General features: G+C 70.4%; 16 protein-coding genes. 8 read left to right on the top strand and 8 right to left on the bottom strand.

The genetic code is table 11. The annotated features are described in order from the left end of the window. Nucleotides 1-18: 18 nt before the first annotated feature. Nucleotides 19-1,557: an amidophosphoribosyltransferase gene (gene purF, locus MED15_RS08395; protein ID WP_091396045.1), complete on the bottom strand. Its 1,539-nt coding sequence runs from the start codon at nt 1,555-1,557 to the stop codon at nt 19-21. 168 nt (nt 1,558-1,725) lie between these two features. Then, a complete protein-coding gene (locus MED15_RS08390) occupies nt 1,726-2,049 on the bottom strand; it encodes a sterol carrier family protein (RefSeq protein ID WP_112586438.1) in 324 nt (107 codons plus the stop codon). A 191-nt stretch (nt 2,050-2,240) separates the two neighbouring features. On the opposite strand from MED15_RS08390, the gene MED15_RS08385 reads away from it, so the two are divergent. Beyond that, nucleotides 2,241-4,235: a hypothetical protein gene (locus MED15_RS08385; RefSeq protein ID WP_167457626.1), complete on the top strand. Its 1,995-nt coding sequence runs from the start codon at nt 2,241-2,243 to the stop codon at nt 4,233-4,235. Between the two features lie 262 nt (nt 4,236-4,497). Here MED15_RS08385 and MED15_RS08380 read toward each other — a convergent pair whose 3' ends face one another. From MED15_RS08380 to purS, 4 genes are all read right to left on the bottom strand, one after another. Then, nucleotides 4,498-5,253 (bottom strand): 2-phosphosulfolactate phosphatase, encoded by a 756-nt coding sequence (locus tag MED15_RS08380; RefSeq protein ID WP_112586203.1) that lies wholly within the window; start codon nt 5,251-5,253, stop codon nt 4,498-4,500. 4 nt (nt 5,254-5,257) lie between these two features. Beyond that, nucleotides 5,258-7,927: a phosphoribosylformylglycinamidine synthase subunit PurL gene (purL, locus tag MED15_RS08375; protein ID WP_112586201.1), complete on the bottom strand. Its 2,670-nt coding sequence runs from the start codon at nt 7,925-7,927 to the stop codon at nt 5,258-5,260. Nucleotides 7,928-7,994: 67 nt separating this feature from the next. After that, the gene (gene purQ, locus MED15_RS08370; protein WP_091396055.1) at nt 7,995-8,678 is read right to left on the bottom strand and encodes a phosphoribosylformylglycinamidine synthase subunit PurQ; all 684 of its coding nucleotides are present in this window, start codon (nt 8,676-8,678) and stop codon (nt 7,995-7,997) included. Next, entirely contained in the window at nt 8,675-8,938 is a 264-nt protein-coding gene (gene purS, locus MED15_RS08365; RefSeq protein ID WP_030491392.1) for a phosphoribosylformylglycinamidine synthase subunit PurS, read from the bottom strand. Before purS ends, purQ begins: the two co-directional genes overlap by 4 nt. 358 nt (nt 8,939-9,296) lie before the next feature. Here purS and MED15_RS08360 point away from each other — a divergent pair, with 358 nt between their 5' ends. Further along, nucleotides 9,297-9,989, top strand: coding sequence for a S1 family peptidase (locus MED15_RS08360; protein ID WP_112602151.1), 693 nt, complete (start codon nt 9,297-9,299; stop codon nt 9,987-9,989). A gap of 24 nt (nt 9,990-10,013) precedes the next feature. Continuing rightward, a complete protein-coding gene (locus MED15_RS08355; protein ID WP_112586197.1) occupies nt 10,014-10,577 on the top strand; it encodes a YbjQ family protein in 564 nt (187 codons plus the stop codon). 142 nt (nt 10,578-10,719) lie between these two features. On the opposite strand, the gene purB is transcribed toward MED15_RS08355, so the two are convergent. After that, nucleotides 10,720-12,144: an adenylosuccinate lyase gene (purB, locus tag MED15_RS08350; protein ID WP_112725810.1), complete on the bottom strand. Its 1,425-nt coding sequence runs from the start codon at nt 12,142-12,144 to the stop codon at nt 10,720-10,722. A gap of 175 nt (nt 12,145-12,319) precedes the next feature. Here purB and MED15_RS08345 point away from each other — a divergent pair, with 175 nt between their 5' ends. The 3 genes from MED15_RS08345 (at nt 12,320) to MED15_RS08335 (ending at nt 19,667) form a co-directional block, all read left to right on the top strand. After that, entirely contained in the window at nt 12,320-14,635 is a 2,316-nt protein-coding gene (locus tag MED15_RS08345; protein ID WP_112735265.1) for a PKD domain-containing protein, read from the top strand. 204 nt (nt 14,636-14,839) lie between these two features. After that, nucleotides 14,840-17,161, top strand: coding sequence for a PKD domain-containing protein (locus tag MED15_RS08340; RefSeq protein ID WP_112735263.1), 2,322 nt, complete (start codon nt 14,840-14,842; stop codon nt 17,159-17,161). Between the two features lie 178 nt (nt 17,162-17,339). Continuing rightward, a complete protein-coding gene (locus MED15_RS08335; RefSeq protein WP_112735261.1) occupies nt 17,340-19,667 on the top strand; it encodes a PKD domain-containing protein in 2,328 nt (775 codons plus the stop codon). 68 nt (nt 19,668-19,735) lie between these two features. Here the strand turns inward: MED15_RS08335 and MED15_RS08330 are convergent, their stop codons facing one another. Beyond that, nucleotides 19,736-21,028, bottom strand: coding sequence for an acetyl-CoA C-acetyltransferase (locus MED15_RS08330; RefSeq protein ID WP_112586187.1), 1,293 nt, complete (start codon nt 21,026-21,028; stop codon nt 19,736-19,738). A gap of 55 nt (nt 21,029-21,083) precedes the next feature. On the opposite strand from MED15_RS08330, the gene MED15_RS08325 reads away from it, so the two are divergent. Then, complete coding sequence (locus MED15_RS08325; protein ID WP_112735260.1) at nt 21,084-22,454, top strand: 3-oxoacyl-ACP reductase; 1,371 nt, start codon at nt 21,084-21,086, stop codon at nt 22,452-22,454. Continuing rightward, nucleotides 22,454-23,320, top strand: a complete 867-nt coding sequence (locus tag MED15_RS08320; RefSeq protein ID WP_112735258.1) for a MaoC/PaaZ C-terminal domain-containing protein — start codon at nt 22,454-22,456, stop codon at nt 23,318-23,320. Before MED15_RS08325 ends, MED15_RS08320 begins: the two co-directional genes overlap by 1 nt. The last annotated feature ends 95 nt before the right edge of the window (nt 23,321-23,415 follow it).

Raw genomic sequence — 23,415 nt, 5'->3', positions numbered from 1 at the left:
GGGCCGCGCCGGTTGGTGCTACGGGCGGTTTGCGGTAACGCCACCCGGAGTGGCGACGGACGAGCCGTTGGTGTGCGGGGCCTCCGGCGCCGAGTTGGCGACGCGTCGACCCACCCCTTCGAGCACGTGCTTGCCGATCAGGTTGCCGGCTGGCAACTCGATCGGGTACTCCCCATCGAAACACGCCCGACACAACCTGGTCTTCGGCTGCTCGGTCGCGGCGATCAGGCCGGGAAGGGAAACGAAGCCCAGCGTGTCGGCGCCGATGGAGCGCCGGATGCCGTCGTTGTCCAACCCGTTGGCCAGCAGCTCCGCCCGGGTGGCGAAGTCGATGCCGTAGAAGCACGGCCAGCTGACCGGCGGGGAGGAGATCCGGACGTGCACCTCCAGCGCCCCTGCCTCACGCAGCATCCGCACGATGGCGCGCTGGGTGTTGCCGCGCACGATCGAGTCGTCCACTACCACCAACCGCTTGCCGCGGACGTTCTCCCGCAGCGGGTTGAGCTTGAGCCGGATGCCGAGCTGACGCAGGGTCTGCGACGGCTGGATGAAGGTGCGACCCACGTACGGGTTCTTCATCAGGCCGGCGCCGTACGTGATGCCGGACGCCTCCGCGTACCCGATGGCGGCTGGAGTGCCGGACTCGGGCACCGGGATCACCAGGTCGGCTTCGACCGGGTGCTCCTTGGCCAACTGCCGGCCGATCTGCACCCGGGCCGAGTGGACGTTGCGCCCGGCGATCGTGGCATCCGGGCGGGCGATGTAGACGTACTCGAAGAGGCAGCCCTTCGGCTCCGGCGCGGCGAACCGGGTGGAGCGCAGCCCGTTCTCGTCGATCGCGATCAGCTCGCCCGGCTCTACCTCGCGCACCACGCTGGCGCCGACGATGTCCAGGGCGGCCGTCTCGCTGGCCACGACCCAGCCGCGCTCCAGGCGGCCGAGCACCAGCGGGCGGACGCCGTGCGGATCGCGAGCCGCGTAGAGGGTCGACTCGTCCATGAAGACGAAGCTGAACGCGCCGCGCAGCTGCGGCAGCACCTCCAGCGCGGCCGCCTCGACCGACAGATCCGGTCGGCTGGCGAGCAGCATCGTCACCAGGGAGGTGTCGTTTGTCGAACCGTCCGCGATGAGGCCGCGCTCGGCGACCTCCTTCTCCAGCTCGGCAGTGTTGACCAGGTTGCCGTTGTGGGCCAGCGCGATGGTCGTACCGGAGGTGGTCGACCGGATCGTCGGCTGGGCGTTCTCCCAGTTGGACGCGCCGGTGGTGGAGTATCGGGCGTGCCCGATCGCCAGGTGACCGCGCAGGCTGGCCAGGGTGGGCTCGTCGAAGACCTGCGCCACCAGGCCGAGGTCCTTGTAGACCACCACGCCGGAGCCATCGCTCACCGCGATGCCCGCCGCCTCCTGACCGCGGTGCTGCAGGGCGTAGAGGCCGAAGTAGGTCAGATTGGCAACCTCTTCGCCGGGGGCCCAGACGCCGAAGACGCCGCAGGCATCCTGGGGGCCAGGTCGTTGGGGGTCAAGGTCGTGGCTCAGCCGGCCGTCGCCTCGGGGCACCTACCGCTCCCTCATGCTGGTCTGGACCGGCCGGGCGGGGATCACTGGCGGATCCACTCTCCTCTGCCGGGACCACTGTCATCGCCTGACAGTGTACGCGAATCGACGTCAATACAGAAAGTCACGATTCCCCTGCTCAGCGTTACAGCGAGTGGGACATCGGGACGACTAGAGGGGCAGATAGGCCGAGAGGTCCGCCCGGTTGCCACTCATCTGGACGCGACCGTCGGTGACCGCCGACGCCCAGTCGACCCTGCCGGTTGCCAGCTCCAACCAGGTGTTCGGGGCCATCTCGACCACGTTTGGTGGATTTCCTCTGGTGTGTCGAGGCCCCGGTACGCACTGGATCGCCCCGTATGGTGGGACGCGCACCTCCACCGATCGGCCGGGGGCGCGCTCCGCGAGGACGGCCAACAGCGACCGGACCGCCTCCCGGAACACCGGCCTTTCGGGTGTACGCCCCTCGTCGAGCGCCGACAACGCGGCCGCAATGGCAGCGGACTTACTGTGCGGAGAGGACACGACGGGACGATACGACCCCCAGGCCAGACACGCGACGCTGGCCCTGGGTCGCGCTCATGCAGTCGGACAAGGCATAGTTGCCGACGGCGTATTCGTACCGTGATGATCCCCGGCCCGGCGCCCCGCCGGTCAGAGGGAAGTCAGCCCGGAAGGCGGTGGACGTGTCAACACACCGACGTGCCTGGAAGCAGCGGGCCGGTGTGGTCGTAGCGCTGGTTGCCGGCGCTCTGCTCGCCGTCCCCGCCACACCAGCCATGGCCGCAGATGTCAGCGTTTCCCCCGGCTCGATCACCGTAAACGCCGGCAGCGACGCCACGATCACAGTGAGCGTCACCCCGGGTAACGGTGACGACAAGGCGACGATCAGCCTCGCCGGCCTGCCCTCGGGTGTTCGATGTGCCAGCGGTTGTGGCGAGATCGACCTGCCCGGCCTGGGCAATCAGCCGAGGTCGCAACTGGTCCGGATCGCGGCCAACGACAACGCTGGCGACGCGACAGCGACCGTCACGGTGGCAGTCGAGGCCGAGTCCGGCCCGGACACCGCCACCGTCTCGCTGACCGTGAAGGGCAAGGCCGCTCCGCCGCCGCCGCAGAACCAGACCGTGCGGTCGATCTCCGGCAAGGTGATCTCACAGGCCAACAGCAAGGCGGTCGCGAACGCGGTGGTCATGCTGCGCGACAGCACCGGCCGGCAGTTGGACACCACCAGCAACGGCAGCGGCGACTTCCGCTTCACCGGCACTAGCGACAAGCCGATCGCACCCGGTCGGATCGACCTGGGCGCCAGCTTCGACAACGTGGTGGCCACCAAGACCATCAACGCCGCCGCCGGACAGGCCGTCACCGGGCAACGGATCAGCCTCGCGATCAAGGTCGAGGTGACGCCCAGCGCCACCCCGTCCGCCACCCCCGAGGCCACGCCCACCGATGAGGCGACCGAGGAGGGCACCGAAGAGGAGCCCACCGAGGAGGCCAGCCAGGGTGCTCCGGCGAACGCCGCGAACAACGAGGACAGCGGTGGCATCGGCTCGTACATGATCATTTTGCTCGGTGGTCTCCTGGTCGCCGCCGGTGTCGGCACGATCGTGCTGCTCTGGATGAAGCGCAAGGAGAACGGCGACGACGACGACGCTCCGGCGGCCGCTGGTGGCGGCGGTGTGGTGCCGCCCTCGCGGGGCGGGTTCCGCGGTCCCGACGACCAGACCCGGGTGGTCGGCGGTCGTCCCGGCGGCGGCGTGGACCCGACCATGGTCGGCGGCGCGGCGCTGAGCGAGGCGCCGACGATGATGCACCGACCGGTGGTCGACGACGTTCCGCCGGACCCGTACGGCGCGCCTGCCCAGGCGTACGGCGGCGCGGGTCAGCAGGGCTGGGGCGGCGCCGGCTACGGCGAGGAGCCAGCGTCCGCTGGGTACGGTGCCGGCGGCTACGGCGCTCCGGCCGGCCCGGAGGGCGGGTACGGCGCCGGTGCGGCCGGTGACGGTTACGGTGCCGCGCCCAGTGGCGGCTACGGCAACGCTCCGGCCTCGGGTGGCGGCTACGGCAACGCACCGGCCTCCGGCGGCGGCTACGGCAGTCGCGACTACGACGCCCCGGGTGGCACCGCCGCGTATCCGGCGGCTCCCGCTGGCGGACCGGCGTACGGCGAGCGGTTCGACGAGCCGACCGGCCGGTACACCGGCGACAGCACCCAGTACCCGGCCCCGGCCGACCCGTACGCCACCGGCGTCTACCAGCCTGAGCAGGGGCAGGGTTACGGCCAGCCCGATGCCGCCCCGTACGGCGGTCGCGCTGCCGAGCCGACCGCGGGGTACGGCGCTCCGGAGGCGGGCGGGTACGACCAGGGTGGCTACGGTCAACCGGCCGGCGGGTACGACCAGGCCGGCAACTACGGCCAGGAGCCTCCGCAGCAGCGCGGCGGCTACGACGACCGGGGCTACGACCAGGGTGGCTACGGCCAGCAGCCCGCCGGCGGGTACGACCAGGGCGGTAACTACGGCCAGGAGCCTCCGCAGCAGCGCGGCGGCTACGACGACCGGGGCTACGACCAGGGTGGCTACGGCCAGCAGCCCGCCGGGCGGAACCGACCGGACACCCCGCCGCCACCGCCGCCGACCGAGCGGGGCGGTCGCCGCCTCGACTGGCTGGACGACTGACCCCACCCACCACAGCGCCATGGAAACGGCCACCCGGATCTCCGGGTGGCCGTTTCGCTGTCACAAGACCCACTCGCGATCAGTGAAGTCGGGCCATCCCGCAAGCGTGGACACCGCGACTTCCTGAAAGCCGAGTTGATCACAAGGCACGGTCAGGCACGGTCAGGCACGGTCAGGCACGGTCAGGCGCGGGCCGGCGCGGTCAGGCGCGGGCCGGCGCGGTCAGGCGCGGGCCGGCGCGGTCAGGTGCGGGCCGGCGCGGTCAGGCGGCGGAGAAGACGCCCTGGTGGAGCACCGGCACGACGTCCGACACGCCGATCCGGACGGCGACGTCCACGTCCGCGGCGAAGCCGCTTTCGGTCAGCTCCCGTCCGGAGACGCTGCCGCGCACCGCGGCGGGCAGATCCGGGGTGCTCGCCAGCGCGGCGAGCGCCATGGCCGCCTCCACCGAGAGCCCACCCGGCACGCCGGAGAGGGCGTCCAGCACCGAGGCGGCGCCAAGTTGGTCCTCCACCGACGGTCGCAGCGACCCGTCCGGCCACCGCTCCCCCGAGGCGATCACGCCGATCGGGGCGTCCAGCGTGCCGTACCCCTGGCGGCGCAGCCAATGCCCGACGGCGCGCGCGTTGCGCAGGCACGCCGCGACCACCGGCAGGCCGGTGGCGCTGGCGGCGGCGCTGATGGCCGAGCCGTTCGGGGAGGGCAGCACGAGGTCCGCCACCACGGGTGCGCTGCTCAGCGCGGCGGGCGAGAGCGACCACGGGTGTTCCGCTGTCGTCTGCCGCCGCCCGACAGCAGCGGTCGCACCGACCCGTACGGCGTACTCGGCGGCCTGCTCACCCCAGGGGAACGGGTGCACCCGCATGCCCCGGGCGACCGCCACCTCCACGGCGGTGGTGAACGAGAGGACGTCCACCACCACCAACGCCGCGCAGACCCGGCCGAGTTCCGCCGCCCCGGTCAGCCCCCAGTCGAACCGGGCACCCGATCCGGGTTGGCCGTAGACGGCGGCCGTCAACGCCTCAGCGCTCGTCGGGCGACGGCTCGGTGACACCGGAGTCAGACTCGGACGCCCCGCCGGGCTGCTCCGACCCGATCGGCTCGACCGCGCCGGTCTCCGGGGAAGGACCCGAGGAAGCGATCGGCTCGGAGACCACCGCCGCCGCGTCCACCGGCTCAGCCTGTGCGACCGGCAGCGGAACGGCCTCGACCGCACCCGCCACACCGGCAGCCGGCGCGGGCACCTCGACTGCCGCCGAGCCCCCGAAGAGGCGCGGCAACGTCTCGGTGTGCGCGGTGCGCAGCTCGTCCAGGCCGATCCGGAACTGGCCGTGCACCTCGAGCGCCCCGCCGGACGGGTCGGTGACGCCGATCAGCTCGAACGGCACGCCCCGCTCGGCGCAGAGCGCCGCGAACGCCTTGTCGTGGCCGCGCGGCACCGAGACCAGCGCCCGCGTGGCGGACTCGCTGAACAGGTAGACGAACGGCATCGAGCCCTCGGCGAACTGCTCCGGCACCGCGATCCGCGCACCGACGCCGCGCCGCAGGCAGGACTCGACAAGGCTCTGGGCGAGACCGCCGTCGGAGAGGTCGTGCGCGGAGGCAAGGTGACCGACCCGGGCCGCCTCGGCCAGCAGCTCGGCGAGCGCCTTCTCGCGGAGAAGGTCGACCTGCGGCGGAATACCACCGAGGTGCTCGTGCGTCACCCAGGCCCACTCCGAGCCGGACAGCTCCACGTTCGTCTCGCCGAGCAGGTAGAGCTGGTCGTGGTCGCCGCCGGCGCGCGGCACGAAGCCCATCGGCACCCGGTCGGCGACGTTGTCCAGCACGCCCAGCACACCGACCACCGGGGTCGGGTGGATGGCCGCGGCACCGGTCTGGTTGTAGAAACTCACGTTGCCGCCGGTCACCGGGATGCCCAGCTCCAGGCAACCGTCCGCCAGGCCGCGGACGGCCTCGGCGAACTGCCACATGACGCCCGGGTCCTCCGGGGAGCCGAAGTTGAGGCAGTCGGTGACGGCGATCGGCTTGGCGCCGGTCACCGCCACGTTCCGGTACGCCTCGGCCAGGGCCAGCTTGGTGCCGTTGTACGGGTCGAGCCTGGCGTACCGGCCGTTGCCGTCCACCGACAGCGCCACACCGAGACCGGTCCGCTCGTCGATCCGGATCACGCCGCCGTCCTCCGGCTGGGCGAGCACAGTGTTGCCCAGCACATAGCGGTCGTACTGCTCGGTGACCCAGGACTTGTCGGCCAGATTGGGCGACGCGATCATGCGCAGCACGGTCTCCCGCAGCGCCTCCGGGTCGGCCGGGCGGGGCAGCGTCTCGGCCCGGTCGGCCTGGAGCAGGATCAGGTCGGCCGGCTCACGCATCGGTCGGGCGTAGACCGGGCCGTCGTCGACCAGCGAACCCGGCGGCACGTCGACGACGAGGTGGTTCTGCCAGGTGATCAGCAGGCGACCGGGGCTGCCGTCCGGCTCCGGTGCGGTGACCTCACCGATCGCGGTGGCGAGGACGCCCCACTTCTCGCAGGTCTTGAGCACCGCGTCGAGCTTGTCCGGCTCGACGACCAGCAGCATCCGCTCCTGCGACTCGCTGGCCAGGATCTCGTGCGGGTCCATCGAGGGCTCGCGCAGCGGCACCCGCTCCAGCCAGACCCGCATGCCGGTGCCGGCAGCGGCGGCGGTCTCGGTGAGCGCGCAGGTCAGACCGGCGCCGCCGAGGTCCTGGATGCCGACGACCAGTTGGCCGTCGTACAGCTCGAGGCACGCCTCGATCAGCAGCTTCTCGGTGAACGGGTCACCGACCTGCACGGCGGGGCGACGCGCTTCGCTGCCCTCGTCGAAGGTGGCGCTGGCCAGCACCGAGACGCCGCCGATGCCGTCGCGGCCGGTCTTGGCGCCCATCAGCACGACAACGTTGCCCGGGCCGGCGGCGGCCTTGTTCTGCAGCCGGCTGACCGGCAGCACGCCCAGGCAGAGCGCGTTGAGTAGCGGGTTGCCCTGGTAGGAGGGGTCGAAGACCAGCTCACCACCGATGTTGGGCAGGCCCAGGCAGTTGCCGTAGCCGCCGACGCCGGCGACCACACCGGTGAGCACCCGGGCGGTGTCCGGGTGGTCCGCGGCACCGAAGCGCAGCGGGTCCATCACCGCGACCGGGCGGGCGCCCATGGCGAGGATGTCCCGGACGATGCCGCCGACGCCGGTCGCCGCGCCCTGGTACGGCTCGACGAAGCTCGGGTGGTTGTGCGACTCGACCTTGAAGGTCACCGCGAGCTCGTCGGAGATCTGCACGACACCGGCGTTCTCACCGATGCCGGCGAGCATCCGGTCGCTGTGCGGGGCCTTCTCACCGAACTGGCGCAGGTGCACCTTGCTCGACTTGTAGGAGCAGTGCTCGCTCCACATGATCGAATACATCGCCAGCTCGGACTGCGTGGGCCGGCGGCCGAGGATCTGCCGGATCCGGTCGTACTCGTCGTCGCGCAGACCAAGCTCGGTGTACGGCTGAAGCTCGCCCGGGGTGCCACCGGCGCGCGGCACGGTGTCCACGCCCTCGGTCCATACGGCGGCGGCCGGCTGGGCGGGAGCGGTCGCCGGTGCGACCGGCTGCGCCGCGCTCGGCTCGGCCGGCTGCGCCGGGGCGGAGTACGCCTCCGGTGTGTCCCGTACCGGGTCCGGATGGGTGGTCATGACCTCTCCTCGCTGCGCTCGTGCCCGCCAGGCCGGCGGTTGAGCTGACCGATGATCGTGCCGCCGGTCATGCCGGCGCCCCCACCAGGTGCTTGAGGACCGACGTGAAGAAGCCGAGGCCGTCCAGCGAAGGGCCGGTGAGCGCCTCCACCGCGTGCTCGGGGTGCGGCATGATGCCGACCACGTTGCCGGCGGCGTTGGTGATCGCGGCGATGTCGCGCTGGGACCCGTTGGGGTTGCCGCCGACGTAGCGGGCGACCACCCGACCTTCGGCTTCGAGCTGGTCCAGCGTCGCGGTGTCCGCGACGTAGCAGCCCTCGCCGTTCTTGACCGGGATGAGCACCTCCTGGCCGGGCTGGAACGCGTTGGTCCACGCCGTCCCGGCCGACTCGATGCGCAGGACCTGGTCCCGGTTGCGGAAGTGCAGGTGCTGGTTGCGGGTGAGCGCGCCGGGCAGCAGGTGCGCCTCGCAGAGGATCTGGAAGCCGTTGCAGATGCCGAGCACCGGCAGACCACCCCGGGCGGCGTCCACGATCGTCTCCATCACCGGGGCGAACCGGGCGATGGCGCCGCATCGCAGGTAGTCACCGTAGGAGAAACCGCCGGGCAGGACGACCGCGTCGACACCGTGCAGCTCCGGGTCGCCGTGCCAGAGCCGGACCGGCTCAGCGCCAGCGATCCGGACGGCCCGGGCCGCGTCCCCGTCGTCGAGCGAGCCGGGGAAGGTGACCACACCGACCCGGGCGGTCACGAGCGGGCGTCCGCAGTCTCGTCGGCCTCGACCAGGCGGACGGTGAAGTCCTCGATGACCGGGTTGGCGAGCAGTTTGTCGGCAATCTCCCGAGCGCGGTCCAGGTCCGGTTCACCGGTGAACTCGATCTCGATCCGCCTGCCGATCCGAACCGAGGCGACGTCACCGACGCCGAGCCGGGGCAGCGCGTTTGCGACGGCCTGGCCCTGCGGATCAAGGATCTCGGGCTTGAGCATGACGTCGACGACGACGCGAGGCACTGGGCACTCCTGACTGTGTACGCAGTTGGGTGCCGACCCACAATGGGCGAGCGCAGCCAGCGTACCTGGCAGATATCGCCGCGGACGCACCGGCCGGGTGCAGTTCAGGCAGTGATCGACATTACTGAGGCTCAGTCGGACCTGTCACGCACGACAGGTGGCCCTAGCAGGACATATACGGCGCAGCGGGTGGCCGAATCGTTACATTGGGCAACCTCGATCAACTCCTTGATAACGATCGCGTCGCGTCCTACTCTACATCGACGCAAGTCGATTTCGCCGGCTCCGGGAACCCCCGCCGCCCGGCACCATCCGCACCCGGCGACCCCGGGCCCGCCCCGTCCAAGGAGTCCACCCGATGCGCATCCGCCCCCTGCTCGCCGTACTCAGCACCGCGCTGGTCGGCGCCCTCGGCGTCACGTCCGCCGCGTCCGCCGCCCCCGTTGCCCCCGCCGGCCCACAACCCATCATCGGCGGCGGCACCGTCTCGTCCGCGCCCTGGGCCGCCGCGGTGCTCAGCAACGGCTCGTTCACCTGCTCCGGCAGCGTCATCGCCGCGCAGTGGGTGCTCACCGCCCGGCACTGCATCAGCGGCACCATGTCGGTGCGCGTCGGCAGCGTGAACCGCACCTCCGGCGGGGTCACCCGCACGGTCAGCGCCACCTACACCCGCAACGACCTCGCGCTCATGCGGCTCTCCAGCACGGTCAGCACCTCCGCGGTGAGCCTGGCCAGCAGCAACCCGCCGATCAACTCGACGAACTCGATCTACGGCTGGGGCATGACCTGCTACAGCGGCTGCTCGGCGTCCACCGTGCTGAAGACCGCCACCGTCCGGGTGACCAGCAACAGCGCCACCGACGCGTACGGCGGTCAGGCGATCCGCAGCACCCGGATCAACGGCAACGCCTGGCGCGGTGACTCCGGCGGCCCGCAGTTCTACAACGGTCAGCAGGTCGGCGTCGCCTCCACCGCCGACGGGTCGAGCATCCAGAACTACGGAAGCGTTGCGTACAACCGGGCCTGGATCACCTCGGTGGCCGGTGTCTGACGGTTAGCGCCCCGCTCGGCGCGGATGGTCGGCCACGTGCCGGCCGTCCGCGCCGCGTCGTTTTGCAGCATCCGATCAGGTGAACAATGCACACGATCGGGTCGCGCCACTCCTGACAGCATCGGAACCGTGCTGGTCGTGACGACAGAGCAACTGCCCGGCTACGAGATCCGCCAGATTCTCGGTGAGGTGGTGTCATCGATGGCCAGGACGCGCAACCCGTACCGCGAGGGTGTGAAGAACCTGCGCGGTGGCGCGTACGACCCGATGGCCCCGGACAACCTGACCCGGTGGCGCACCGACTCGGTGGCCCGCCTCGGCGAGGAGGCCCTGCGGCTCGGCGCGAACGCGGTGATCGGCATGCGATTCGACAGCCGGGACTGTGGCGAGATGTGGATGGAGATCTGCGCGTACGGGACGGCCGTGGTCGCCGTACCCAAGATGCCCGAGGTCATGCCGGCCGACCAGCCGGCGGTCGCCGCGGAAACCGCGGAAATCGCGGGCTTCACCGGGTCTCCCGGCGGCATCGCCGAACCGGCCAGCGCTCCCAACCTGAGAACCGCCGCCGAAACCCCAACCGGCGAATAACCCACCAACCGGCCCACCGGGCCCCCTCTCCCGTGTTGATCAAGAGGTTTCGGTCATCACGGAGATCGAAAATGACGCAAACCTCTTGATCACCCGGGGAAGGGCGGGCAACGCCGGGTGGGGTGGGGTGGGAGGGGTGGGGTTAGAGGATGGGGGGTGGGCTGTAGGTTGCCGCGTTTGGGTGGGCGGTCACCACAGTGGTGATGCGGCTTGTCACCGCTGCCACCTGGGCTTGGGCGGCACCTACGAAGGCGTTGCGGTCGGCGACCAGGGTGTCGATGTCGGCGCGGGACAGGCCGAGTCGACCGTCCGCCGCCAGGCGGTCGAAGAGGTCGTTCTCCGGTGAGCCCTTCTCGCGCATCCCCAGGGCCACCGCCACCGCGTGCTCCTTGATCACCTCGTGGGCGACCTCCCGGCCGACGCCCCGCCGGACCGCCGCGACGAGGATCTTCGTGGTGGCCAGGAACGGCAGGAAGCGCTCCAGCTCCCGGTTGATCACCGCCGGGTACGCGCCGAACTCGTCGAGCACGGTGAGGAACGTCTGGAACAGCCCGTCGGCGGCGAAGAACGCGTCCGGCAGTGCCACCCGGCGGACCACCGAGCAGGACACGTCCCCCTCGTTCCACTGGTCACCGGCCAGCTCGCCGACCATCGACAGGTAACCCCGGATGATCACGGCGAAGCCGTTCACCCGCTCGGAGGAACGGGTGTTCATCTTGTGTGGCATCGCGCTGGAACCGACCTGACCCGGCTTGAAGCCCTCGGTCGCCAGCTCCTGACCGACCATCAACCGGATCGTGGTGGCCAGCGACGACGGCGCGGCGGCCGTCTGGGCCAGCGCGGCCAGCACGTCGAAGTCGAGCGAGCGCGGGTAGACCTGCCCGACGCTGTCCAGCACCCGGGAGAAGCCCAGGTGCTCGGCGACCCGTCGTTCCAGCTCGGCCACCTTGTCGGCGTCGCCGTCGAAGAGGTCGAGCTGGTCGGCGGCCGTGCCGACCGGTCCCTTGATCCCCCGCAGCGGGTAGCGGGCGATCAGCTCCTCCAGCCGCTCGTACGCGATCAGCAACTCCTCCGCCGCCGACGCGAAGCGCTTGCCCAGCGTGGTGGCCTGCGCCGCCACGTTGTGCGAACGGCCGGTCATGACCAGCTCGGAGTGCTCGTGGGCCAGCCAGGCCAACCGGGCCAGGGTGGCCACCACCCGGTCGCGGATCAGCTCCAGTGAGGCGCGCACCTGGAGCTGCTCGACGTTCTCGGTGAGGTCCCGGGAGGTCATCCCCTTGTGCACGTGCTCGTGCCCGGCGAGCGCGCTGAACTCCTCGATCCGGGCCTTCACGTCGTGCCGGGTGACCCGCTCCCGCTCGGCGATCGAGGCGAGGTCGACCTGGTCGAGCACCCGCTCGTACGCCTCGACCACGCCGTCCGGCACCGGCACGCCCAGGTCGCGCTGAGCGCGGAGAACGGCGAGCCAGAGCCGCCGCTCCATCCGGACCTTCTCCTCCGGGGACCAGAGGGCGACCAGTTCAGGCGAGGCGTACCGGTTGGCCAGCACGTTGGGGATCGTCGTCACGTGCCTCATTCTCTCCTACCCGGCGGCCCGTCCGGCCAGCAGGCCAGGGCGGGTGCCGGTGGGGCCGGTTGGCCGTTTTGTCGCCCGGGGCGGTGTGCTACCAGCCGGTATCGGATCATGGTCTCCGTCTGATTACCGGCGAAGCCGAATCCACCCTTCACGACAGAGGGCATGCATGCGCAGAAGATCCCTCGCCGGCCTCACCGCGATCGCGGTGACCGGCGGCACCCTGCTGACCACCGGCGCACCCGCCCAGGCAGCCGAACCTGAGGTCCTGTACGTCAAGCAGGCCGACGCGAACTGCTCCGACCAGGGGCCAGGCTCCGAAACCACGCCGTTCTGCACGATCGGTGCAGCAACCGCCGTGGTGACCGCCGGCGGGACGGTTCGTGTCGACGGCGGCACCTACGCCGAGCGCGTCACCCTCACCAGCTCCGGCACACCGGAATTGCCGATCTCCTTCATCGCCAATACCCCTCGCACGCGGGTGACGCTTGTCGGTCCGAACGCGGGCCTGGTCGTCGACGGCCAGCACGACATCTACATTCAGGAATTCAATGTCAGGGGGTCTGCCGATGTACCCGCCATCGATCTGCGTAACGCCTCGAACATCTTGATCTCGGGCGGCGAATTCACGATGGCGAACGTCGCGACCGCGCCCGCCATCCGACTCGCCAATGTGAAGATGGCGATGCTGGAAGAGATCATCGCCACCGGGACAGCGCTCGCCGGCGGCTTGACCATGGATGCCTCCACCAGCGAGGTGATCGTCGACGACACGCTGGTGGCGACCGACCCGAAACACATTGCCGCCGATGACGGCGTGGGCATTCGAATCGACGGGCCGCACAACACGATCGTCGGCGGCGATGTTGCCGGCTTCTCCGGAGCTGCCATCTCGGTGGGCCCTGCCGCCTCCGGGACGGTGATCGCCAACAACCGGATCAGGGGCGGGATCGGATACGGCATCCACAACCGCGGAGCCGTGGGCACGGGCATCGCCAACAACGACATCCAGGACCGTTGCCTGGGCGGCGTCCGGGTCGACGGGGCGTCGTCCCAGGTCTCGGTACAGAACAATGTGCTCCGCAACAACGGCGCCTTCAACCAGGGCTACTGCGATCCGCAGGCTCCCGCGGGTGCCGAGATCGGGGTCCACGGCGCGGCGCTGAGCGGCACGGTGATCGATTACAACAACACCTGGCATCAGTCCACGTCCGCGACCGGCTACTCCTGGAACGGAACCAGGATGGGTCTCACCCAGTTCCGCACCGTCTCCGGGCAGGCCGCACACGACCGGTACACGTCGGATGTCCGGGACAACGTCGACTCGGCGAACTCGACGGCACCCGGCTACCAGGACCTTGACACCAGCGGAAAGCCACGCCGGGACGATCCGGCCGTTGCGAACACCGGCGCAGGCCCGATCGTGTACGCCGACCGTGGCACTGCTGAGTCCATCAAATACCCGGTGTCGTCCTTCGACGCCACAGTGGACCTGGCCACGAGCACTGTCAGGGTGGACGCCTCCGCCTCCACGCCGGGCTTCGTCCCGATCGATAGTTACGAGTTCCGTTGGGGCGACGGCACCTCCACCAGCCAGTCCGGTCCGATCGCCACGCACAAATACGCCACGTCGGGCACCTATGACGTGACGGTTGTCCCCAGGGGTAGCGATGGCCTCGTCGGCAGCAGCACCGAGCAGGTCAGCGTGCTGCGGCGGACCGCTTCCGTGGGCCTGCTCGCGTTGTCCAACCGTCGCTACGTAGGTACATCCGCGTCGGTTCTCCTGCCGAACCAGGTCGGGTTGACCGCCGCCGCGCAGTACGACCTGGCGGACGCCGGCAACGGCCAGGTGGCCCTCGTCGCGCGGGCCAACGGCCGCTACGTCACGCAGTCGGCCAACGAGTCCCTGAACGCCGCGGGCCAGGTGGTTGGCACCACCGAGAAGTTCACTGTCGTCCGCAACAGTGAGGGCACCGTCAGCCTCAAGGCGAGCAACAACCTGTACGTCACCGCCGACGCCAGCGGCACCGTCTCGATGAGCGCCAGTCGGTCCACCATCGGCACCTCGGAGAAGTTCGCCCAGGTTCCGGTCGCCGACGCGAACAGGTCGCTGAAGGCCAGCGTGAACGGCCGTTTCGTGATGGCCGACGGTGCCGGTGTGAAGCCGCTGATCGCGAGCGCGGCGACCGCCGGTAGCTGGGAGCGGTACGACTTCGCCGACCTCGGTGGCGGTCAGATCGCCGTCTTCGCCCGCGCCAACAGCCGTTTCGTGTCCGCCGACGGCGCAGGCACCAAGCCACTGATCGCCAACGGCCCGGCCGTCAGCACCTGGGAGCGGTTCACAATGGTCCGCAACAGCGACGGCACTGTCAGCTTCAAGGCCGGCATCAACAACAAGTACGTCAGCGCCGACGGCGCGGGCAGCAAGCCGCTGATCGCCAACGGCCCGGCCGTCAGCACCTGGGAGAAGTTCACCCTCGGCTGAGCCCTACCGCACTGTCGACGCCCGCCGGACCCTCGGGTCCGGCGGGCGTCGTCGTGCGAGGGCACAGTCAGCGCAGCTCGTAGACCGTCAGCCACCCGTTGGTGGCCGTTTTGTCACCCGGGTCAGCGCCTCGCTTGTTGATCATGCAGGATCGCCTTATCTGACTCCCGGCATCGCCGGGTCCTCCTCATCTTCGAGGCCAGCATGCGTAAATCCTTCTTCTCCGCTTTCGCGACAGTCGTACTGACCGGCGGCACCCTGGTGGGCACCGCGCTGCCCGCCCAGGCGGACGCTCCGACGACGCTCTACGTCCGACAGAATCCCGTCGGCGGCTGCTCCGACCAGTACCCGGGCACCTTGGCGCAACCGTTCTGCACCATCGGTGCCGCGGCCACGGTGGTCACGCCCGGCCAGTCGGTGGACGTCGGCGGCGGCAACTACCGGGAGCGCGTCACGATCCGCACGTCCGGCACGCCTGAGCAGCCGGTCACCTTCTTCGCTAGCTCTGGGGCGACCCTGATCGGCGCGACGGCCGGCTTCGTGATCGACGGCCAGCACGATGTCGTACTCCGGAATTTCCGCAGCATCGGGTCGACCAGCGTGCCCGGCCTCGACCTGCGCAACTCCTCGCGGATCACCGTTCAGGTCGGCACCTTCGCGATGGACACCTCCTCGACCGCGCCCGCAGTGCGGTTGGCTGGCGTCATCGGGTCGACACTGAGGCAGATCAGCACCGGCGGGGTGGCCCCGAGCGGCGGGATCACCATCGACGCCGCGAGCAGCGACGTGCTCGTCCAATCCGTGAACGTGTCGAGCAACATCGCGCACGAGCCACCCACCGGCAGCGTCGGCGTTCAGGTCGACGGGCCGAGGGTCAGCATCCTCGACAGCACGTTCAGCGGCTTCAGCGGTGCGGCAGTCGCCATCGGGGTGGGCGCGGTCGGCACGGTGGTGGCCAACAACCGGGTCGACGGTGGTCGCGGTCACGGGGTGCACAACAACGGTGGCACCGGCACGGCGATCACCAACAACACCATCAAGGACCGCTGCCGCGACGGCATCCGCGTCGACGGAGCCTCGTCCGGCGTTTCAGCGCAGAACAACGTGCTGATCACGAACGGCTTCTTCCGCCAGGGCTACTGCGACGCGGCGTTCCTCGACGGTGTCGAGATCGGCGTCTACGGCGGTGCGGTCGGGAAGACGGTGGTCGACTACAACAACGCCCACCACTACTACAACGACTCCCCGCAGATCTACGCCTGGAACACCCCGATGGGTCTCGCCGCGTTCCGGGCCGCCTCCGGCCAGGCCGCCCACGACCGCGAGACGGGACAGACCCGGGACAACATCGACTCGGCGAACTCGGCGGCCCCCGGTTACCCGACGCTCGACCGCGCCGGCTCGCCGCGCATCGACGACCCGACCGTGCCGAACACCGGCGCCGGCTCGGTCACCTACGCCGACCGTGGAACCGTGGAGACCATCCGAAGCCCCGTGGTGTTGTTCGACGTCGCCCTGAACATCCAGGCGCGCTCAGTCACCGTGGACGCGTCCGCCTCCACCCCCGGCCTCAATCCGATCGCGTCCTACGAGTTCTCGTTCGGTGACGGCAGCCTGGTCACCCAGACGAGCCCGATCGCCTCGCACACCTACGCGAACCCCGGCACCTACTTCGTCAACATCACTGTCAAAGGCACCGACGGTCGGTCAACGACCCGCAATACTCAGATCAGCATGCTGAGGCCGACCGGGACCATTGGTCTACGCGCCCTGTCCAACCGGCGTTACGTCAGCTACGAGACCGGCTTCGGGCTTCGGCCCAACCAGGCCGAACCGAGCACCATCGCGCAGTTCGACCTGGCGGACGCTGGCAACGGCAAGGTCGCCCTCTTCTCCCGGGCGGTCGGGCGCTACGTCGCCATCTCCCAGTTCGACCTCTCCGTATTGACGGCGGACAGCATCCTCGTGGACGTACGCGAGTCGTTCACGCTGGTGCGCAACGGCGACAGCACCATCAGCCTCCAAGCCCCCATCACCAACAAGTACGTGACCGCCGACGTCGACAGCGCCGTTCCGATGAGCGCCAGCGTGTCCACCATCGGCACCTGGGAGAAGTTCCTCCAGGTCGTCGTACCAGACGCGAACCGGTCCCTGAAGGCGAAGGTCAACAGCCGCTTCGTCAGCGCCGACGGCGCGGGGACCAAGCCGTTGATCGCGAGCGCGGCAACCGCCAGCAGTTGGGAACGGTTCGACGTGGTGGATGTCGGCAACGGGCAGGTTGGCCTCCTCGCCCGCGTCAACAACCGCTTCGTGTCGGCCGACGGCGCAGGCGCCAAGCCGCTGATCGCGAGCGCATCGACGGCCAGCACCTGGGAGCGGTTCACAATGGTCCGCAGCAGCGACGGCACTGTCAGCTTCAAGGCCGCCGTCAACAACAAGTACGTCAGCGCCGACGGCGCGGGCAGCAAGCCACTGATCGCCAACGGCCCGGTCATCAGCACCTGGGAGAGGTTCACGCTCGGCTGAGCCCTACCGCACTGTCGACGCCCGCCGGGACCCTCGGGTCCGGCGGGCGTCGCCTTGCACACACCGGCGGAGTGGCAGTTTTGTCACTGCGGTCAGCGCCTCAACCGGCCGGTAATGCATGATCACCTTTATCTGACTCCCGGCGATCGCCGGATCCTCCTCATCCCCGAGGCAAAGCATGGGTAAATCCCTCCTTTCTGGTCTCGCGACCGTCGTGCTGACCGGTGGTGCCCTGGTGGGCACCACACTGCCGGCCCAGGCGGACGCTCCGACGACGCTCTACGTCCGACAGAATCCCGTCGGCGGCTGCTCCGATCAGTTCCCAGGCACGTTGGCACAGCCGTTCTGCAGCATCGGCGCGGCGGCTGCGGTGGTCACGGCCGGTCAGACGGTGGACGTCGGCGGCGGTAACTACCCGGAGCGCGTCACGATTCCCATGTCCGGCACGCCCGAGCAGCCGGTCACCTTCTTCGCCAGTGACGTGGCAACTCTGATCGGCGCGACCGCCGGCTTCGTGATCGACGGCCAGCACGATGTCGTACTCAAGAATCTGCGCAGCAACGGGTCGACAAGCCTGCTGCCCGGCCTCGACCTGCGCAACTCCTCGCGGATCACCATCCAGGGCGGCAACTTCGCGATGGACGCCTCCTCGACCGCGCCCGCGGTCCGGTTGGCCGGCGTCACCGGGTCGACGCTGAAGCAGATCAACGCCAGCGGGCCGACCCTGAGCGCTGGAATCATCATCGACGCCGCGAGCAGCGACGTGCTGGTCAAATCCGTGAACGTATTGAGCAGCGCCGGGTACCGGACCACCAAGAACGGCGTCGGCGTTCGGGTCGACGGGCCGAGAGTCAGCATCCTCGACAGCAAGGTCAGCGGGTTCACCGGAGCGGCAGTCACCCTCGGGGTGGGCGCTGTCGACACTGTGGTGGCCAACAACCAGATTGACGGTGGCTCCGGCCACGGGGTGCACAACAACGGGGCCACCGGCACGGCGATCACCAACAACACCATCGAGGACCGTTGCCGCGACGGGATCCGGGTCGACGCAGCTTCGTCGGGTGTCGCCGTGCAGAACAATGTGCTGATCACGAACGGCTTCTTCGACCAGAGCTACTGCGACCCGGCGTTCATCGACGGTGTCGAGATCGGCGTCTACGGCGGGGCTGTCGGGAAGACGGTGGTCGACTACAACAACGCCCACCACTACTACAGCGACTCCCCGCAGATTTACGCCTGGAACACCCGGATGAGCCTCGTCGCGTTCCGGACCGCGTCCGGGCAAGCCGCACACGACCGGGAGACGGGACAGCCACGGGACAATCTCGACTCGGCGAATTCTGCGGCCCCCCGGTTCCCGGCACTCGACCGCATCGGCACCTCGCGCATGGACGACCCGGCCGTAGCGAACACCGGTGCCGGCCCCATCACCTACGCCGACCGTGGCGCGGTGGAGACCATCAGGCCGCCGGCAGCGTCGTTCGGCGTCAGCATGGATCTCGGAGCGCGCTCGGTGGAGCTGGACGCCTCCGCGTCCAAGCCGGGCCTCCATCCGATTGAGTCCTACCGGTTCGAGTTCGGGGACGGATCCGGGGTCACCCAGAGCACCCCGGTGGCCTCGCACACGTACGCCAACCCGGGCACCTACAGCGTCAGCGTCAAGGTGACCGGGACCGACGGTCGGACGGACACCAGCTCTCAGCAGGTCAGCGTCCTGCGGCGGACCGCGACGGTGGGTCTCCTCGCCCTCTCCAACCGCCGCTACGTCGACGGAGCCGGCACGCCGACCGGTCTCGTGCCGACCAGACCCGAGTTGGGCCTCACCGCGCAGTTCGACCTCACCGACGCGGGCGGCGGCCAAGTCGCGCTCTTCTCCCACGTCACCGGGCGGTACGTTAGCCGGACCTCCAACGGCGGCCCGGGCTGGCTGCACGCCATGAGCCAGGTCGTGGCGGCTCCGGAGCGGTTCAGCCTCAACCGGAACAGCGACGGCACCACCAGCCTCAAGGCCGACAACGGCCAGTACGTCACCGCCGACCCCAGCGGCGCCGTGCCGCTGGCCGCCACCCGGCCGACGATCAGCACCTGGGAAAAGTTCCACCAGGTCACAGTCGCCGACGCCAACCGGACGTTGAAGGCGCGGGTGAACGGCCGCTACGTCAGCGCCGACGGCGCCGGGTCGAAGCCACTGATCGCCAACGGCCCGGCGGTCAGCCTCTGGGAGCGGTTCGACGTGGTGGACCTCGGCAACGGGCAGGTCGCCCTCCTCGCCCGCGTCAACAACCACTTCGTGTCCGCCGACGGCGCAGGCGCCAAGCCGCTGATCGCCAACGGCCCGACGGCCAGCAGCTGGGAACGGTTCACCATCGTCCGCAACAGCGACGGCACGGTCAGCTTCAAGGCCACCATCAACAACAAGTACGTCAGCGCCGACGGCGCAGGATCCAAGCCGCTGATCGCCAACGGCCCGGCCATCAGCACCTGGGAGAAGTTCACCCTCGGCTGAGCCCTACCGCAGGCTCCGACGCCCGCCGGGACCCTCGGGTCCGGCGGGCGTCGCCTTGCACACTCCGCTCAGCGCTCCAGGATGGCGGTCACGCCCTGACCACCGGCGGCGCAGATGGAGATCAGCCCTCGCCCGCTGCCCCGCTCGGCCAGCAGCTTGGCCAGGGTCGCCACGATCCGTCCACCGGTGGCGGCGAACGGATGCCCGGCGGCCAGCGACGACCCGTTGACGTTGAGCCGGTCGGTGTCGATCGCGCCCAGCGGCGCGTCCAGGCCGAGCCGGTCCTTCGCGAACTCCGGCGACTCCCAGGCGGCGAGGGTGGCCAGTACCTGCGACGCGAACGCCTCGTGGATCTCGTAGTAGTCGAAGTCCTGCAAGGTCAGCCCGGCACGGGCCAGCATCCGGGGCACCGCGTACGCGGGTGCCATCAGCAACCCCTCGTCGCCGTGCACGAAGTCCACCGCCGCCGTCTCCGACCAGCTGAACCAGGCCAGCACGGGCAGGTGGTGCGCCGCCGCCCACTCCTCGCTGGCCAGCAGCACTGTGGACGCGCCGTCGGTGAGCGGCGACGAGTTGCCGGCCGTCATGGTGGCCTGCTCGGCATCCGGGCCGCGGGTGCCGAAGACCGGCTTCAGCGAGGCGAGTTTCTCCAGGCTGCTGTCGGGGCGCAGGTTCTGATCCCGGGTGAGCCCCAGGTACGGCGTCATCAGGTCGTCGAAGAAACCCCTGTCGTACGCGGCGGCGAGGCGCTGGTGTGAGCGCAGCGCCAGCTCGTCCTGGGAGCGCCGGTCGATCTGCCAGCGCAGGGCGGTGCGGGCGGCGTGGTCGCCCATGGACAGGCCGGTACGCGGTTCTGCGTTGCGCGGGATCTCCGGCTTGAACGGCTGAAGTGGGCGCAGCTTCGCCGCGATCTTGAGCCGTTCGCCCAGCGTGCGGGCCGAGTTGAGCTTGAGCAGCGTGCGGCGCATCTCCTCGTTGACGGCGAGCGGGGCGTCGGAGGTGGTGTCGACACCGCCGGCGATGCCCACGTCGAGCTGCCCGAGGGCGATCTTGTTGGCGACCAGGATGGTCGCCTCCAGGCCGGTGCCGCAGGCCTGCTGGATGTCGTACGCCGGGGTGTGTGGGTCGAGCCGGGAGCCGAGGACCACCTCGCGGGTGAGGTTGAAGTCGCGGGAGTGCTTGAGCACCGCCCCGGTGACCACCTCGCCGATGCGCTGCCCGGCCAGCCCGTAGCGGGCGATCAGGCCGTCGAGCGCCGCGCCGAGCAGGTCCGCGTTCGACGCGTCCGCGTAGCGGGCGTTGGAACGGGCGAAGGGGATGCGGTTGCCCCCGATGACCGCGACCCGCCGGATGCTCTGCACGATCCGCCTCCTCGACATGTGTTGCTCGAACCCTACTCGCCAGTAGGCTACGCCCATGACCGACAGGTACGCGAGCTTCGTCCAATCGGCCGCCGGCCGCGCGCTGGTCAAGCGCCTCGGGCTGCCCGACCCGCCCCGACTGCGCCGGCACCACCCCGGCGACCCGCTGCTGGCCGGCCCGGCCCTGCTCGGCGCGGCCACCGGCGGCCGGCTCGGCGAGCCGATCGCCAAGATCCTCACCGCCGCCGGTGTCGAGCTGGCCGACCCGGCCGCCGCCACCCCGCAGCGGTACGGGGCACTGCTCTTCGACGCCACCGGGATCACCGACTCGACCGAGCTGCGCCAGCTCTACGACTTCTTCCACCCGCAGGCCCGGGCCGTGCTGCCCAGCGGCCGGGTGATCGTGCTGGGCACCCCGCCGCAGGAGTGCCCGACACCCCGCGAGGCGACCGCCCAGCGCGCCCTCGAAGGGCTGGTCCGCAGCATCGGCAAGGAGTTCGGCCGGGGCACCACCGCGCAACTCGTCTACGTGAGCAGTACCGCAGCCGACGACCCGGCCCACTCCGCTGGCACGACCACGAGCCTCGAATCGACACTCCGGTTCCTGCTGTCCGGCCGGTCCGCGTACGTGTCGGGCCAGGTCATCCGGGTCGGCGGCGGCGCGGCGAGCGTCCCGGCCGACTGGGACCGCCCACTGGACGGGCAGGTCGTGCTGGTCACCGGCGCCGCACGGGGCATCGGTGCGGCGCTGGCGAAGGTGCTCGCCCGCGACGGCGCGAAGGTGGTGGCCCTGGACATCCCGGCCGCCGGTGACGCGCTCGCCGCGGTGGCGAACGACATCGGCGGCACCGCCGTCCAACTCGACCTGACCGCGCCGGACGCGCCGACCCGACTCGCCGAGCACCTGGCCAGCCGGCACGGTCGGGTCGACGTGGTGGTGCACAACGCCGGCATCACCCGGGACAAGACGCTCGGCCGGATGGACGCCGACCGGTGGGACCAGGTGATCGACGTCAACCTCTCCAGCCAGGAGCGGATCAACGACGTACTGCTGGAGCGGGAGCTGATCCCGGCCGGCGGGCGGATCATCTCGGTCTCCTCGATCGCCGGGATCGCCGGCAACCGGGGCCAGACCAACTACGCCACCAGCAAGGCCGGCGTGATCGGGCTGGTCGACTCGCTCGCACCGGCCCTGCGGGAGCGCGGGATCAGCGTCAACGCGGTGGCCCCCGGCTTCATCGAGACCCGGCTGACCGCGCGCATCCCGCTGGTGGTCCGCGAGGCGGGCCGGCGGATGAACAGCCTGGCCCAGGGCGGGTTGCCGGTGGACGTGGCCGAGACGATCGGCTGGCTGGCCTGGCCGGCCAGCGGCGCGGTCAGCGGAAACGTGGTCCGGGTCTGCGGCCAGAGCCTGCTGGGGGCGTGATGGGCGCGCGGCCGGAGTCGGGCAGCCGTACCCCTGTCGAGCTGCCCCGGATGCCGGCGGTCGGGGCGCTGCACCGACGGGCGTTGCTCGGCGCGCTGCCGGGCCTCGGCAAGGGGCGGCGCGGGCCCGACCTGCCCGCGGTCGAGTTGACAGTGGGCGGGGTGAGCGTCGACCGGGGGCAGGTGGCCGACTACGACCGGGTCTGCGGGTTCCGGCTCAGCGACCGGCTGCCCGCGACGTTTCCGCACGTCATGGGCTTTCCGCTGGCCCTGCGCCTGATGACCGCGCCGGACTTTCCCCTCCCGCTGATCGGCCTGGTGCACGTCGGCAACCGGATCACCACGCACCGCCCGATCACCGCCGACGAGACCCTCGACTTCACCACGTACGCGGAGAACCTGCGCCCACACGACCGGGGGCGGCAGGTGGACGTGGTGCTGGTCGGCTCGGTTGACGGGGAGGAGGTGTGGCGCGGCGTCTCGACGTACCTCGGTCGGGAGCGCAAGCCGGGCGGGCGCGAGGCCGGCGAACGTCCCGCGGCGCCGACGGCCACCGCCAGCTGGCGGGTGGAGCCGCGCATCGGTACGGAGTACGCGCGGGTCTCCGGCGACCACAACCCGATCCACACCTCCCGACTCGGGGCGCGGTTGTTCGGCTTCCGCCGGCCGATCGCGCACGGCATGTGGAGCAAGGCGCGCTGCCTGGCCGCGCTGGAGGCCCGGCTGCCGGACGTGTACACCGTCGAGGTCGCCTTCAAGCTGCCCGTGCCGCTGCCGAGCACCGTGAGCTTCGCGCTCCTGCCGGACGGCGGGTTCGCCCTGCACGACTCCCGTGGCCGACCCCACCTGACCGGTTCCGTGCGCTGAACGCACCGCGCTTGTCTCGTGCGCTGAACGCACCGCGCTGGTCTCGTGCGCTGAACGCACCAGGCAGGTTCGTGCGCTGAGTTGCCCTTGGCAGC

Origin of the sequence: Micromonospora noduli (genome assembly GCF_003264475.1) — a bacterium.
Taxonomy (GTDB): domain Bacteria; phylum Actinomycetota; class Actinomycetes; order Mycobacteriales; family Micromonosporaceae; genus Micromonospora; species Micromonospora noduli.
Note: the sequence above shows the minus strand (reverse complement) of the source record. Positions and strands in the feature narration are given on the sequence as shown.

Coding starts and splice junctions, on each gene's coding strand:
- MED15_RS08335 (WP_112735261.1), top strand. CDS start 17,340: ATGGGTAAATCCCTCCTTTCTGGTCTCGCGACCGTCGTGCTGACCGGT.
- MED15_RS08325 (WP_112735260.1), top strand. CDS start 21,084: ATGACCGACAGGTACGCGAGCTTCGTCCAATCGGCCGCCGGCCGCGCG.
- MED15_RS08355 (WP_112586197.1), top strand. CDS start 10,014: ATGGTCGGCCACGTGCCGGCCGTCCGCGCCGCGTCGTTTTGCAGCATC.
- MED15_RS08345 (WP_112735265.1), top strand. CDS start 12,320: ATGCGCAGAAGATCCCTCGCCGGCCTCACCGCGATCGCGGTGACCGGC.
- MED15_RS08360 (WP_112602151.1), top strand. CDS start 9,297: ATGCGCATCCGCCCCCTGCTCGCCGTACTCAGCACCGCGCTGGTCGGC.
- MED15_RS08340 (WP_112735263.1), top strand. CDS start 14,840: ATGCGTAAATCCTTCTTCTCCGCTTTCGCGACAGTCGTACTGACCGGC.
- purL (WP_112586201.1), bottom strand. CDS start 7,927: ATGACCACCCATCCGGACCCGGTACGGGACACACCGGAGGCGTACTCC.
- MED15_RS08320 (WP_112735258.1), top strand. CDS start 22,454: ATGGGCGCGCGGCCGGAGTCGGGCAGCCGTACCCCTGTCGAGCTGCCC.